The 14,369-nt window shown below is 42.8% G+C and carries 13 protein-coding genes; 4 read left to right on the top strand and 9 right to left on the bottom strand.

Annotated features, from left to right (window positions below):
- The first annotated feature begins 5 nt into the window (after positions 1 to 5).
- Together yihG and IEY48_RS16250 are read left to right on the top strand one after the other, a co-directional pair.
- Complete coding sequence (gene yihG / locus IEY48_RS16245) at positions 6 to 914, top strand: 1-acylglycerol-3-phosphate O-acyltransferase, YihG family (RefSeq protein ID WP_188922197.1); 909 nt, start codon at positions 6 to 8, stop codon at positions 912 to 914.
- 284 nt (positions 915 to 1,198) lie between these two features.
- Entirely contained in the window at positions 1,199 to 5,647 is a 4,449-nt protein-coding gene (locus IEY48_RS16250) for an EAL domain-containing protein (protein WP_188922232.1), read from the top strand.
- A gap of 67 nt (positions 5,648 to 5,714) precedes the next feature.
- On the opposite strand, the gene IEY48_RS16255 is transcribed toward IEY48_RS16250, so the two are convergent.
- Together IEY48_RS16255 and IEY48_RS16260 are read right to left on the bottom strand one after the other, a co-directional pair.
- Positions 5,715 to 6,806: a branched-chain amino acid aminotransferase gene (locus tag IEY48_RS16255; RefSeq protein WP_188922199.1), complete on the bottom strand. Its 1,092-nt coding sequence runs from the start codon at positions 6,804 to 6,806 to the stop codon at positions 5,715 to 5,717.
- A gap of 178 nt (positions 6,807 to 6,984) precedes the next feature.
- Positions 6,985 to 7,338: a RidA family protein gene (locus IEY48_RS16260; RefSeq protein WP_188922201.1), complete on the bottom strand. Its 354-nt coding sequence runs from the start codon at positions 7,336 to 7,338 to the stop codon at positions 6,985 to 6,987.
- A gap of 172 nt (positions 7,339 to 7,510) precedes the next feature.
- On the opposite strand from IEY48_RS16260, the gene IEY48_RS16265 reads away from it, so the two are divergent.
- Positions 7,511 to 7,732 carry a cell division protein ZapB gene (locus IEY48_RS16265; RefSeq protein ID WP_188922203.1) on the top strand — a complete coding sequence of 74 codons (222 nt, stop codon included), beginning with the start codon at positions 7,511 to 7,513 and terminating at the stop codon, positions 7,730 to 7,732.
- Positions 7,733 to 7,740: 8 nt separating this feature from the next.
- Here the strand turns inward: IEY48_RS16265 and IEY48_RS16270 are convergent, their stop codons facing one another.
- From IEY48_RS16270 to IEY48_RS16300, 7 genes are all read right to left on the bottom strand, one after another.
- Positions 7,741 to 7,953 carry a DUF1107 domain-containing protein gene (locus IEY48_RS16270; RefSeq protein ID WP_188922205.1) on the bottom strand — a complete coding sequence of 71 codons (213 nt, stop codon included), beginning with the start codon at positions 7,951 to 7,953 and terminating at the stop codon, positions 7,741 to 7,743.
- 472 nt (positions 7,954 to 8,425) lie between these two features.
- On the bottom strand, positions 8,426 to 9,043 hold the full coding sequence (locus IEY48_RS16275; RefSeq protein ID WP_188922207.1) for a thiol:disulfide interchange protein DsbA/DsbL: 618 nt from the start codon (positions 9,041 to 9,043) through the stop codon (positions 8,426 to 8,428).
- 221 nt (positions 9,044 to 9,264) lie between these two features.
- Complete coding sequence (locus IEY48_RS16280; protein ID WP_188922216.1) at positions 9,265 to 10,272, bottom strand: serine/threonine protein kinase; 1,008 nt, start codon at positions 10,270 to 10,272, stop codon at positions 9,265 to 9,267.
- The gene (locus IEY48_RS16285) at positions 10,265 to 10,585 is read right to left on the bottom strand and encodes a DUF3630 family protein (RefSeq protein WP_188922218.1); all 321 of its coding nucleotides are present in this window, start codon (positions 10,583 to 10,585) and stop codon (positions 10,265 to 10,267) included. The genes IEY48_RS16280 and IEY48_RS16285 overlap by 8 nt, the downstream gene beginning before the upstream one ends.
- A gap of 35 nt (positions 10,586 to 10,620) precedes the next feature.
- Entirely contained in the window at positions 10,621 to 12,090 is a 1,470-nt protein-coding gene (locus tag IEY48_RS16290; protein WP_188922220.1) for a protein adenylyltransferase SelO, read from the bottom strand.
- Entirely contained in the window at positions 12,080 to 12,421 is a 342-nt protein-coding gene (locus tag IEY48_RS16295) for a hypothetical protein (protein WP_188922222.1), read from the bottom strand. The genes IEY48_RS16290 and IEY48_RS16295 overlap by 11 nt, the downstream gene beginning before the upstream one ends.
- A gap of 137 nt (positions 12,422 to 12,558) precedes the next feature.
- Positions 12,559 to 13,389, bottom strand: coding sequence for a hypothetical protein (locus IEY48_RS16300; RefSeq protein WP_188922224.1), 831 nt, complete (start codon positions 13,387 to 13,389; stop codon positions 12,559 to 12,561).
- Between the two features lie 345 nt (positions 13,390 to 13,734).
- Between IEY48_RS16300 and IEY48_RS16305 the strand changes: the two genes are divergently transcribed.
- Positions 13,735 to 14,127 (top strand): nitrous oxide-stimulated promoter family protein, encoded by a 393-nt coding sequence (locus IEY48_RS16305; protein ID WP_188922226.1) that lies wholly within the window; start codon positions 13,735 to 13,737, stop codon positions 14,125 to 14,127.
- Positions 14,128 to 14,369 lie beyond the last annotated feature (242 nt).

A 14,369-nucleotide genomic window follows, 5' to 3' on the forward strand; every position in this document is an offset into this window, starting at 1 on the left:
TATACATGTTAACGTTTTTACCTGGCCCCGTTCTGTATATTATCAGCCTAACGCTGTTAATTATTAACACCAGCTTATGGGGATCACTGTTAACGATTGGCGGTATCATCAAGCTACTGCTGCCTTTTATCGCGGTACGCAGGGTGCTAACAAAAGTCATGAACCGCTTTATGTGGGCATGGGCGACGTGTAATGGCGGGATATTATATTTAATTTCAAATATTGAATGGGATGTCAGCGGTTTAGAAAAGCTCGATCCAAACGGCTGGTACTTATTAATCAGTAACCATGTCAGTGGGTTTGATATTGCCGCGCAAACCTACTTGCTGCGTAACCATATTCCAATGTTGAAGTTTTTTCTGAAAAAAGAGCTGTTATATGTGCCTATTTTAGGCCTAGGTTGTTGGGCATTAGACATGCCATTTATGAACCGCACCAGCCCGGCAAAACTCAAAAAAAATCCAAAACTAAAAGGTAAAGACTTACAAACAACGCGCAAAGCTTGCGAGCGGTTCAAACATACGCCAACGTCGATAATCAACTATGTTGAAGGCAGCCGCTTTACTGAAGAAAAACGCCAACGCCAAAACTCACCTTACCGACATTTATTGCGCCCTAAAGCCAGCGGTATCGCATTTACCCTATCCGCCATGGGTGAGCAATTTACTAATCTACTCAACATCACGTTGGTCTATCCAGAAACGTCTGAGCGTGTGTTAGGTAATGTAATGCATGGTAAAATCAATAAAGTTGTTATACGAGTAGACGTACTACCGGTTCCCCATGTTGATGCCAATACCTACTTTAATGATCCAGAGACACGGGTAGAGTTTCAGCGTTGGCTTAATAAATTGTGGTTAGACAAAGACCAACTCATTGAAGATATTATTCAACAACATCAACAGCAGAAATAATATTGCCATCATAAACGCACAAAATCATGTAAAAATGCATATTTAGATTGCGTATCACATATAAAACTGTCAGCTTTTATGCATAAATATTAACCTAATTAGTCAAAATTACTGGGTAAATTGTGACTAATTGAATTTTGGGACATTATCCAACAGTTTTCCTGTTAAAATGACGTTAATATGTCTGTTGTCTTTCTAATTGAAATATATAAAGGTGAGATTTGAATTTTCGTGCATTTAAGCATTTAACACAGTGGTTAATGTTACTGACATTGATGTTTTCAATGTCGGTTTCAGCGCAAATAGTAAATGCTAACGATAGTCTCGCCGAAGTAAAATTTGAGCACTTTAATACTGAAGGTGGCCTCAACCAAAACTCGATCACCCGCCTATTTATGGACAGTGCTGGTATGTTGTGGATTGGCACTCAAGATGGCCTCCACAGTTATAATGGCGTCGACTTCAATCTGTACTTAAAAAAGTCAAATAACAGCAACAGTATATCGGGCAACTTTATTACCGACATTTTGCAATCTCCCGACGGCGATTTATGGGTCGGCACCTATAACGACGGCCTCAACAAACTCAACCTCACCACCGGACAGTTTACCCAATATAAGCAAGAACAAGGCTTAGCAGACCTGCAAATCACTAATTTATCTGTGATTGGCGATACCTTATGGATAGGAACGCATGCAGGGCTTTACTTATTACCGCTAAAAACCGGAAAAATTACCCCGGTAAATTTAGGCGCCAATATTATTCCGGATATCACCAGCCTTGCCAATGTTGATAATAAATACATCGTTGTGGGCACTGAAACACACGGCACATTCGCTATCGACAGCAACACCATTATCCGGCTCGACATTCCCACCAACATGAGCGTTAACCAAATAAAATCCAGTTCGCTTTACTCAGTATGGCTGGCGATAGACAATCAAATTTGGCGCTATAATCTCGACACCCATGAAAGAGAGCTAATATGGTCACGCGGAAATAACTACACTGAAAATCGTCGCATTACCGACTTTACCGTAGTCAATGCCAACCAGATTTTTGCCATAGGGCAAAATACTGGCTTATTCAAACTCGATAATATTGATGGTCAGTGGGTGAGCTCTGTATACAAACACAACCCACAGACACTGAGCAGCATTAGTGCCAATACCCTGCAAACATTAATGCTTGATCCCAGCGGCACCTTATGGATTGGTACCGGTTATTCAGGCATCGACAAGCTGAATATTAACCAACAATTTTTTAGCCACTATTACGACTATCAAACCGGCTCGCCCGGAATGGCGAACATGATCCGCACGGTATTTCGTGATGATCAGCAGCGCCTGTGGATTGGTACCGATGGTGCGGGTGTAAAATATTTACAGCCGCACGATGCTCATTACTATTACATCAACGCACTCTTTGCCAATAAGCTCTCGCTTCCTATTGAAAACCTTGCATTAACCGTGCACGACATAGCGCAAGACAAACAAGGTTTATTGTGGTTTGCCACCAACCTCGGGTTGTTTACCCTAGATAGCAATAACAATTTAGAACAAGTACAACCGGCCAACGAGAAATTTCGAGCCGACACGCAAATTCGCAGTTTAGTGTTCGATAACAAAGATCGTTTATGGATAGCCACATCGCAAGGCTTGTACTTCATTTCAGAACACACTGACCGCATGATGGCTTATAACTTTGGATTTCAATCTGAGTATTCGCCATATAAACATCAAATTATTACCCTGCATTTTAGTCAAGATTATCTCTGGCTAGGTACCATGGGCGGTGTTGTTAGGCTTGATCCAGAAAAACAGCAACTGAACTTCTTAACCCACGACCCAGACAATGACTTCAGCTTAAGTGATAACCGAGTCAGGGACTTTTTATTAACTGAAAATGGCGATTTTTGGGTTGCGACCCATGGTGGCATCGACAAGCTCACCGTTGAATATGGCAGCTTTAAATTTGAACGCATGGATGTCAATGCCGACAATAGCAGCAACACGATTTATGCCATATTAGAAGATGACCAGCACGACTTATGGTTAAGCACTAACTCGGGTATATCGCGCTTTAACCCCAGTCAAAAAAGCTTTATGGCCTACAACGTGTTTGAAGGACTGCAAGCTAACGAGTTTAATGGTGCTGCAAAATTCAAAGAAAAAGACGGCTCATTATGGTTTGGTGGCATCCGCGGTTTAAATTACTTTGACCCAGAAAAAATCCCAAGCCAGCGCCCAGAAAACAAACTCGCACTGACTAAATACACCATCGGAGAAACCCAATATCCTATTCTCGACCTTAGCCATGCGCCTAATATTGTCATGCCCTTCGAGAAGCAAGTCATCACCTTTGAGATAGGATCGCTCAACTTTAACTACCCAGGTTTAAGTCGATTCAGCTATAAATTAGACGGTCTAGATAATGAGTGGCATAACCTTAACCAAGGTAACCACATTACTTACACAAATTTATCACCTGGTGAATACACTTTAATGGTTCGTCATGCACTGGGCACTAATCAATACAGTCAATACACGCTCAATGTCAAAGTGTCGGTAGTGCCCCCCATTTATATGACCGTTTGGGCTTACATATTATACGGCACTGTAGGATTATTAATTGTATTGTCGCTGTTACTCTCAAGACAAAAGAAACTCGCTAAGCAGCGCGAGTTTGACTCAAGTATTCGCGCCTCAGAAGAACGCCTTAAACTTGCATTATGGGCATCTGGTGATGGCATGTGGGACTGGAATATTAAAGACGATAAAGTGTATCGAACCAATATGGTTGAACCGACCAATGTTTCTTTAAAAGACCAATTGCTAACTAATAATGTTCACCCAGAAGACAAATCCAGAGTTGAACAACTGCTTGACGACCACCTTAATGGTGACACCGAATTTTTTGAAGCAGAGTATCGGGTCGAAACTAAACCCGGGCAATGGTCCTGGCTATTAGACCGTGGCCAAGTAGTTGAGCGTGATAGTCATAACACACCAATACGGATGGCTGGTACCCACAAAGACATTACCAGCCGTAAGCTTACCGAAAACGAACTCAAGTTATCATCGCAAGTGCTATTTAGCATGAATGAAGCTGTTGTCGTAGGTGAGTTAGACTACAAAGTCCGCTCAGTAAATCCTGCATTTAGTCGTATTACCGGCTTTAAGCATCGTGATGTCGTTGGTAAACACTTCTTGTTTTTAACCATGGGTAAACAGTCGCGTGAGTTTTATAACTCAGTAGAAACTCAGCTACTCAGGCATAAGCACTGGGCGGGTGAAATCAACATTAGAACCCGAGATCGTCGGGGCATTCTAGCCTGGCTCGAAATCAACCAAGTTATCGACAACAAAGGCGAAACCAGCCACTTTGTCGCAGTGTTTACTGATATTACTGCACGTAAAAAAGCAGAAGAAGATTTACGGGTATTAGCTAACTTTGATCCCTTAACCGGTCTACCAAACCGCACCCTATTTCAAGACAGACTCAACCATGCATTAACCAAAGCTATCCGAGCAGAAAGCATGGTTGCGTTATTGTTTTTAGACTTAGACCGCTTTAAACATATTAATGACTCTATGGGGCATCACATAGGCGATTTACTGCTTAAAGCCGTTGCCAGCCGTCTACAAAATTCAGTACGTGAGGGAGATACCGTCGCCCGTTTAGGTGGAGACGAATTTACCATTATTTTAGAAGGGGTGGCTAAAACAAAAGCCGCGACCATTATTGCCGAAAAAGTCTTAAAAGCGTTCCAAACGCCGTTCTTGCTCGACGATAAAGTATTAACCATTTCACCGTCGATAGGCATCAGTTTATACCCAGACGATGCTGACGATACGACCTCGTTAATTAAATATGCCGATACTGCCATGTATCATGCCAAATCACTTGGGCGCAATAACTACCAGTTTTACACAGAAAAACTCAATCAATATGCCACTCGCCATGTTCAGCTTGAGGCCGGGCTTAAAAAAGCCCTGCAAGACAATGAGTTTCATTTGGTGTATCAGCCTAAATACAATGTTGAAACACAACAAATCGTCGGCCTAGAAGCGCTGCTTCGCTGGGAAAGCCAAGAACTTGGCATTATTTCCCCGGTAGAATTTATTCCCCTTGCGGAAGAAACCGGGATGATTAATCAAATTGGTAATTGGGCCATTAACCAAGCGTGCTGCCAACTAGCTTTATGGCACGGCCAAGGATTTGAACATATTTCAGTGGCGGTAAACCTCTCTGCCAGACAGCTCAAAGCAGACATTATTTCCACCATCGAAGTGGCTCTTGCCGTGTCAGGTCTGCCAGCTCACGCACTTGAACTTGAGCTAACGGAATCCATGATTATGGGCAATCCGCAAGATTCTGTCGCGGTACTTTCTCAGCTCAAAGCCTTGGGGTTAACGATTGCCATTGATGACTTTGGTACTGGTTATTCCAGCTTAAGTTATTTAAAACGTTTCCCGATCGATACCTTAAAAATTGATCAGGAGTTTGTGCGCGATATTACCGAAGACCCAGATGATGCCGCAATCACCAGCGCAATTATCACCTTAGCCCACAGTTTAGAACTTAATGTGGTTGCCGAAGGGGTTGAAACTCAAGAGCAGCTTAATTTCTTGCGCGACGGTGGATGCGATCAAGTACAAGGATTTTTACTCAGCAAACCGCTCACCGCCATCAATTGTTTAGCGTTACTCAACCAAGAAAAAAACAGTTAACCGCAATATGCCAGACAAAATAAAAGCTCCCTTGGGAGCTTTTATTTTGTCTGTAGCTTAACTTAAACTAAGGCGCTACACGCTCAACACGGTTTACCCAGCCTTGCGGTGCAGCCACATGACCTTTTTGCAACTCAGTAAACAGCTTATAGATGCGCTGAATATTAGGCCCAACCTTACCATCACCCACAGTGATAACACGGCCATCTTCAAAGATGTAAGAGCTTACAGGCGATACCACTGCAGCAGTACCAAAACCGCCCGCTTCAATAATTTCACCTGATTCAATGTCAGCAATAAACTGATCTAGCATCACTGTTTCTTGCCTCACTTCACAGCCCAGCATCTCGCCTAACTCCATGATCGATTGCGAGGTGATCGATTTTAAAATCGTGTCAGTGAATGTTGGGATGATCAAAGTGCCATCTTTCAAAATATGGAAGTGGTTCATCGCACCAGCTTCTTCAATTTGAGTATTGGTAGAGTCTAAATACAACACCTGCGATGCGCCATACTCAACTGCAGCTTTACCCGCACGTAGAGAAGCGGCATAGTTGCCTGCCGCTTTAGAAGCACCAGTACCGCCAGACACAGCACGATGAAATTGAGTGCTAATTAATAACCGAATACCATTATTTACCCCTGAGGCATAATAAGCGCCTGACGGGCTTAACATCACACAAAAAGTATATTGTTGGCTTGGGCTTACCGATAAACGGTCTTCAGTGGCAAAAATAAACGGGCGAATATATAAACATGCGCCTTCTTGCTGTGGAAACCACAAACGGTCGACATCAATAAGGGCATTAATCGCTTTGACTTGCATGGCTTCGTCGATATTTGGAATACACACAATATCGGCAGAACGGTTCATGCGTTCAGCATTTTTATTTAAACGGAAAGTATAAATTTCGCCGTCTTCATGCATAAAGGCTTTCGCGCCTTCAAAAATCGATTGGCCGTAATGCAATGACATTGCACCTGGCGCCATTTCAAATGGACCATAAGGCACGATACGCGGATCGCACCATTGACCATCACGGTAATCCATTAAAAACATGTGGTCAGTTCGAAGCTTACCGAAACCCACGTCGCCTTCTGGCATAAATGGTTCTGTACGGCGCTCTGACGCAGATTTTAAATTATATTTTATGTCCATTGCATACCACCTTAAAAACTGAGCTTGCAGACTATTTAGGCTAGAGAATAATGTCAAGTCGCAGCCGTAGATCCTAAATCAAAATACGTCAATTGAACGTAACAAGCATCAATATATTTATTCATATTGCAACAAACAAACTGTCAGTGCATCACTCTATTTTACTCAGTTGCTGTGCTTAACTTAACTGTGCAGCAATAACCGATATTTCAACTAAGTATTCTGGCTCCGCAATGGCGGCTTGCACGCAGGCTCTTGCCGGAGCATGCCCCTGTGGTAACCATTGGTCCCATACTTGGTTCATAGCATCGTAATCGTCCATGTCTTTCAGGTAAATAGTCGCTGATAAAATATGTTCACGGTTCGAGCCCGCTTGAGCTAATAAGTCATCCACTTCTTCTAACATGGTGATGGTTTGCGTTTCAATATCACTAAACTTGTCTTTAGCAACCTGGCCGCAGAGGTAAATTGTCTTATTGTGGACCACAATACTGCTCATGCGGGTGCTAACATCGAGTCGGGTAATTGTCATAAAAAAGGCTTTTGTTGAGTAGGTTAGCCGATGAAAATAGCGCGATCTCAGATAAAGCACAATAACCAACGATTTATTGAATATATTTTAGCCACTTAGCATTAAAGGCTATTCCTATAGCCCTTGTCACTGCTAGAATCGGGTTTCCATCCAGAAACGTATAGGACTCCCCATGAGCCTTGAATTATTGTCCCAACTGGAAACCAAAATCCAGGCGACTCTTGAAAATATTGAGCTACTAAAAATGGAGCTTGAAGAAGAGAAGCAAAAGAATGAAGAATTAGCAAAACAGCAGCAAGAACTGACACAAAAAAACCAACAATTGCAGCAAGACCTCAACTCATGGAGCGATAAGGTCAATGGCCTTGTTGGCTTATTGAATAGCGAAATGTAAGTTAGTTTTTACGTTGATTGCCGTGGCGCAGATTGCGCCTCAATCAGCGCATTGAGTTCGCTGACAGCCTGCTTTACTTTTGGCAGGCTTTTTTGACTTTGTAAAAAGCGTCCTTTATCAAATTCAAGTAAACCTAAATCCTTTACCCAAATAGCGCCACTTAGAAAGATCCTAACATGCTTAACAATTAACTTGGGCGCATATACAGGGAACGTTCTCATATGGTTTCCTCCTAGAGCGAATACGTGCAATACCATAAACGTGCAATACCATAAACGATGTTGACTATAGTAATGTGACCGAATAAAAAAAGATTCATCGTGCTTCACGTTTCATATTCAACAAGGTTTTTCTCATCTCAAAATTTGACCTCACACAGGAATAAGAGTTTCCCTCTTTACAAAATTTACCTTGGTCTATTCACATAACGTGACCTGGATAGTTTTTATGACAATATAATGTCGCTTGCCAATATTTTGACACCATGCTAATATTCTTTCCGTTACTCAGGGTAAAAAAGAGTCATTTGACTCATCACCGTATCGTCTTTTATAGACATACGGTTTTTTTTTGCCTGCAAATCCATTCTCATAGCAGTAAAACCCTGTCACCAGACAACAAAAAAGGAGCCTAGGCTCCTTTTTTAGTGTTATCCGTTTGCGCAAATTAAGCGCTAAACCGGCAGTAACATCGTTACTTTTTGTTCATTGTTGTTAAGTAAAATGCAATGTCTAGTAACTCGTCATAAGACTTAATCGAGCTAGTTTCAACACGGTATTTACCGTTAACCACTAATGAAGGCACACCTGAAATTTTAGCATTTTCAGTATCACGTTTCATTTTAGACATTTGTGCATTGACCATAAATGAACTTGCTGCCGAGTCATAGTCTTTAGCATCTACGCCATTGGCAATAAAGAGTGCTCTAACATCATCAGCACGAGTAAACTGCTGGCGCTTGTCATGGATAGCACTAAACAATGCTGCTTCGATTTTCTTTTCAACGTTAAGTTGTTTTGCTACCGCAAATGCACGTGACATTTCTACGCCCATTTCACGACCAATAAAATCGACATGCGACTGGCTGAAGCTAACGCCTTCTGGAATATTGGCTTCAATTTTTGGTACAACAGTTTTAGCAAAGTTGTAACAGTGTGGACAATAGAAAGAGAAAAACTCCATAATTTCAGGCTTAGCAGAACCAGGGCCATCATTAATTACAGTGTAATGAACACCTTCTTTGTAATCTGCAGCCATCGTCGTCATTGGCGCGAGTAGTAATGCTACGGCCATCAATAATGCTTTTTTCATCTTACTTCCTTTAATAGGCAAACTAATTATAAAAACGCTGTATCTATCATAGTCTAGCGTCAGCCAGAAACTCAATCGCTAGTTAATTGTATTTGTAACTAAATACATCCCGATAGTGATTATGAAAAAATGTTAATACCCATCACGTTAATAATCAAAAACGTGCAGAGTAGCTCAAACTTTTCAACTCCCATTTAGAGCAGAGTCTATACCATCACTCATTAACCCTGATTAAAGCTTGCCAAACTCAATGGCGCTTCATTCAACGCAGCAAGCTGCTCTTTAAACGCTAAGGTTTGTTGTTCCCAATATTTGATGTCAGCAAACCAGGGAAAGTTCATTGGAAATGCAGGATCTTGCCAACGTTTGGTCAGCCATGCATTGTAATGGATCATCCTAAAGGCTCTTAACGGTTCGATTAATGCTAATTGTCTGGTGTCAAAGTCGCAAAACTCTTGATAGGCATCAATTAAAATATCGAGCTGCAATAATTGCTGCGCCCTATCGCCAGTCAGCATCATCCAAATGTCTTGCACTGCTGGGCCTTGCCTTGCATCATCTAAATCAACAAACCCTGGGCCATCATCTGGAGTCCATAAAATATTACCTGGATGCAAATCGCCGTGCAGACGAATCGTATCAAAGCTGTGTTGCTGCCAAATCTGCTTGGCTTTTGTTAGCACTTGCTCTGCCACAGTAAAAAAGGCACTGCGCATACCTTCGGCGACGATGCCACTGTCTTGTAAATAACGATAAGCGTCATCACCTAAAATTTCAGGCGTTAACGGCTCGCGATACACAAAAGGCTGCTTGCTGGCATATTGATGTATACGGCCAATAAAGCGCCCTACTGACTCTAACTGCTCTAGGTTATCGACTTCAAAAGCGCGGCCACCTATCGATGGAAATAACGCAAATCGGTAGCCTTTAAACTCGAACAAGGTTTTATTTTCAATGATTACGGGCACAGCGATAGGAATGTCTTCAGCGGCTAACGCCAAAGCATAGTCATGCTCTTCTTGTATTTGCGCTTCACTCCAACGTTGTGGTCGATAAAACTTAACCACATAACGTAAGCCTTGGTCGCAGCGGAACTGATAAACCCGGTTTTCATAACTGTTTAAGGCTAATAAACCGGTCTCAGGAAATACGCCAATGCTTTCAATGGCATCTAAAATCAAATCAGGCGTTAGAGCCTGAAAATGAAATTCTGCGCTGCTATTATCCATGTAAGTCTTCTTCTGTTATGTGAATATAGGATTTAAGCAAGCCAGATAAAAAGTGCAACACATCAACATCTTTTGCACTGTCCACTGACAACCAACAAATATCACCATAAAACTCATAATGCAGCCACACAGGGCTACCTTCAAAGTTCAGTAACCATTGATGGCGGTCTGCGCCCCATTGGCGTTCACGGATCTCACAATCCAATGCTGCCGCTAAAGGTTCGGCAAACTGTTCAAATTGCTCAAAATCAACTTCCGCTTGAATAACAATGCTCTTCGCTTCAGGATCAAATTTAGCAGATAATAATTTCATAACATCACTCAATAAAAAATGGCGTTTAAACAGGGTTAACTACTGCAAGACATCACCAGCCCCTGGCCCCAATCCGGTGGCCGCTTGGCATAATGATCCATATCGGGTTGTTCATCATAAGGTCGAGTTAATAACTGCTGTAATTGTATTAGCTTGCTGTTGTCAGCTTTTTCTTCAATGTCGATGATGGCTTCCTGGGCAAGGTAATTACGTAAAATATACTTAGGGTTATGCCGATTACGCTGCTGTTGCCATGCTGCTACATCGGCTACGTCACCCACTCGGGCTTGGTAAGCTTGATACCAGCGATCAAATTCGCTCACATTCAACATATCATCACGTAGTGGACTGTACTGGCTGCTAATGTCTATCTGGCCCATTTTGCGCAAGCTGTTGTTGTAATCAAGCTGGTTGTTTTCAAGCATGACGGTAAATTGGCTAATTAACGCTAAATCTTGTTTTTCTTGCTCTGCTTGCGCGGCGTTATCTAAATCATTGTCGGTACTCAAGCCTAATTTTTCCCGCATTAAGCTAACATAATGGTTAATCAAACTTGGTTGATAGGTATTGAGTGCGGCAATTAAATCGTCTGACGGAATAATCGGAGTGAGCGCTTGCGCGAGGCGTTTTAAATTCCATAGCCCGATACCGGGTTGCTGACCAAAAGCATAACGGCCGTCATGATCAGAATGATTACAAATAAAGCCTTCTTTAAAAGTGTCTAAAAATGCAAACGGCCCAAAATCAAAGGTGTCGCCTAAAATCGACATATTGTCGGTGTTCATCACGCCATGAGCAAAGCCTACTGCTTGCCAGTGGGCAATCATTTTAGCTGTAGACTGCACCACTTCAACAAACCATTGCTTGTAGCCTGCTGCGTCGGCAGTTAAATGTGGAAAATGCTGGGCAAGGGTAAAATTAAGCAATTGGGTTAGCCTGTCTGGCGCGCCTTTTTCGCTATAACAAAAATACTCAAAATGACCAAAGCGAATATGACTTTTCGCTAAACGTACTGTTATGGCTGCGGTTTCCTGGCTTTCACGCAACACGGGCAAGTCTGACCCTATTACCGCTAAAGCACGGCTTGTCGGTACAGATAGTGCCGCCAACGCCTCTGACACTAAAAACTCTCGCACCGCAGAGCGCATTACCGCCCGGCCATCACCATGACGAGAATAAGGTGTTGGGCCACCACCTTTTAAGGCCACATCCCACGCACCATTAGGGCCGATAGCTTCACCCAATATAATTGAGCGGCCATCCCCCAATCTTGGGGTATACCCACCAAACTGATGACCACTGTAAACTTGAGCATAATAGCTTGCACCTGGCGCTGCCGCATTGGCAGACAACTGCATCAATAACGCATCGTTTGGCTTTTCTAAACCAATCAGCTTAGCGGCATCATCACTCCAGCCGAGCCAATGTGGGTTGCTAATCCCTTGCGGGTAAACTTGCGTATAAAAGTCGTCTAATTGCTCAAAAAAATCTTGTTTAAAGCGCATCTAACTCAGCTCCAACAACCTGGTGTTGACAATGTAATTGTTCATTATCATCTACCTGACATTGTTGAGCACACACAAAGGCTTGCGCTGCAGGCATTGATGAACCTTGCAAACGTAACATCCCAGCACCTTTGGCCTGGCATTGGTCGAGCGTATCGTAATAACCTAAAATAAACTCAGTCTGCACCATGTTAGCTGAGGCGATGGCCTTTTCGGCATTCGCTGGATTATCAGCAACGTAAAACAGCGTCCACTCAGGGGTACGCGTGCATCCCATAACAACTGTAAACCCAAGTGCAGCCAGCAATAATTTGCTTATCGTAGAAGTCATCAATGCCACCAAAATCCTTGATTAATCACCAGCATCTATCAGCTCAGCCACAGATGCCAAATACAAAAAAGCGGACCGAGGCCCGCTTTCCTTTAATGGATATCATACCCGATATCCTTCACGCTGTATTAACTGAGTTAGCTTGCTTTGGCTTTCGCTTTTTCAATTCTGCTAATACGGCCTTCAAACCCGGTGACAGTGCCGTCCGTTAATTGATACTCAAGTGCCTGCTGGCAAACACTAATGGCTTGGTCAAACTCGCCTGTATCGTTAAGTAGTGTGGATAACTGCATAAACGCCGGTGCTTTAATCTCATCACTGCCGCTTGCATCGTGCTGTTGATAGACCAGACCGAATAAGTCTAAATAAAGCGTCTTAAGTGCAGCACCATATTGGCAGTAATCGGCTTGTTTACGCATTTTATAACAGTGACTGACCACATCAGCAACAGCATCATGCTGAGCTTGTGGTTCGCCAGCATTATTTGCTGCCTCAACTAATTGCTTAAAACTGTCGCTGGCCCACTCGCCTTTTACAGGTGCTAAACTGTCAGACTTGTCGTCACTCTCGCTTGCTGCTACAGCATGTGGCTCTGCAGGAGTGTCAGTGGCAGATATGACCTCTGGCTTAGGTTCAGACTCTGGTTTTACTTCAGCTTCAGATTCGACTTCTGGTTCTGGTTCTGCAGCAATAATCTCTTCAGGCTTTGGCTCAAGCTCTGGTTCTGCATCCACCGTTGTAACGGCATCTGGGGTCGCATTAGGCTCTGACGACGCGGCGTCCGTTAGCTCAACGACTTGGTCTGCTTCAGTTGCAGTTGATTCGCTGCGATTGTCCACAGGCGGTTGAGTTTGTTCTGGGTTGGGTGCTTTTTTGTCGAGTTCTTGTTTTGCAACAGCCTGAGTACGTCGATATAAGTACAAGGCTATTACAACCAATACGACAAATAAAATGACCTTCATTAGCATTAGGCGTCCACCTTACTGATTATGCGTCTTAACGCATAGATTCGTTATTACTCACGTATCAATTAACAGTGAGTCATTTACGTCATTAATAATAGTGCGCTGTTTTTTTAAGCACTAGTCATTATTATTTCAACGTGCGCTATAAAATCAAGTATTTATCCACTTTAAACTGTAACAAGCTATCGAATAAGGCACTATTGCAGTGGATTTAAGTGATTTTTGCGATCAATGGCACACTCAACCCTAGTTTTGTGTTTGAATTCATAATTAGCGAATGCGAATTTGTCAGCCGTTATTTTGCCACATAAACTCACAATACCAGACTAAATTACTAAGGTATTAATCATGAGCGAAACTGAGTTACTTACAGGTCAGTTACTGTTTGAATTTCGTACCATCAAAGCCATGGTCAATATTTACTGCAAAGCGCACCATCCGATGAAACCGTCACACGATGTATGCGAGCAATGTCGCGAATTTTTAAGCTACGCCAACACCCGCCTCGACCGCTGCCCTTATGGTCAAGAGAAGCCAACCTGCAATAAATGCCCGGTACATTGCTACAAGCCTCATATGAAGCAAAAAGCCCGTGAGATTATGCTATTTGCAGGACCGAGAATGTTATTGCCCCATCCAATTATGGCCATTAAGCATTTACTGGCTGAGCGTAAACCCGCCCCAGGCTTACCACCAGAAGGCGCGTCGAATCGTCATGAGCGCAAGCGGCAAATGTCGTAAACATGTTATTGGGTGCATAAATACCTGACATAGCGTGATCACTCGTGCGGCTATCTATTCAATCATGGCCCATGGTGTTTACACCTTATACCCTAAGTTAACCTCAACTTAAGTATATACCCAAACAACCTGAAGATGCTCGATTTCAGCAAGAATTTACACGCGTTTAGGCAAGGCATTGATTGCGGGTAATGGTCGTTCCCTTTCCAAAATCAATAACGCAGCATAAACACGTGTAAAAC

Source organism: Shewanella saliphila, from assembly GCF_014648295.1.
Taxonomy (GTDB): domain Bacteria; phylum Pseudomonadota; class Gammaproteobacteria; order Enterobacterales; family Shewanellaceae; genus Shewanella; species Shewanella saliphila.

Coding starts and splice junctions, on each gene's coding strand:
- IEY48_RS16275 (WP_188922207.1), bottom strand. CDS start 9,043: ATGAAAAAAGCATTATTGATGGCCGTAGCATTACTACTCGCGCCAATG.
- IEY48_RS16260 (WP_188922201.1), bottom strand. CDS start 7,338: ATGACAATTACCCGACTCGATGTTAGCACCCGCATGAGCAGTATTGTG.
- yihG (WP_188922197.1), top strand. CDS start 6: ATGTTAACGTTTTTACCTGGCCCCGTTCTGTATATTATCAGCCTAACG.
- IEY48_RS16290 (WP_188922220.1), bottom strand. CDS start 12,090: ATGCGCTTTAAACAAGATTTTTTTGAGCAATTAGACGACTTTTATACG.
- IEY48_RS16295 (WP_188922222.1), bottom strand. CDS start 12,421: ATGACTTCTACGATAAGCAAATTATTGCTGGCTGCACTTGGGTTTACA.
- IEY48_RS16305 (WP_188922226.1), top strand. CDS start 13,735: ATGAGCGAAACTGAGTTACTTACAGGTCAGTTACTGTTTGAATTTCGT.
- IEY48_RS16300 (WP_188922224.1), bottom strand. CDS start 13,389: ATGCTAATGAAGGTCATTTTATTTGTCGTATTGGTTGTAATAGCCTTG.
- IEY48_RS16255 (WP_188922199.1), bottom strand. CDS start 6,806: ATGGACATAAAATATAATTTAAAATCTGCGTCAGAGCGCCGTACAGAA.
- IEY48_RS16285 (WP_188922218.1), bottom strand. CDS start 10,585: ATGAAATTATTATCTGCTAAATTTGATCCTGAAGCGAAGAGCATTGTT.
- IEY48_RS16265 (WP_188922203.1), top strand. CDS start 7,511: ATGAGCCTTGAATTATTGTCCCAACTGGAAACCAAAATCCAGGCGACT.
- IEY48_RS16270 (WP_188922205.1), bottom strand. CDS start 7,953: ATGAGAACGTTCCCTGTATATGCGCCCAAGTTAATTGTTAAGCATGTT.
- IEY48_RS16280 (WP_188922216.1), bottom strand. CDS start 10,272: ATGGATAATAGCAGCGCAGAATTTCATTTTCAGGCTCTAACGCCTGAT.
- IEY48_RS16250 (WP_188922232.1), top strand. CDS start 1,199: ATGTCGGTTTCAGCGCAAATAGTAAATGCTAACGATAGTCTCGCCGAA.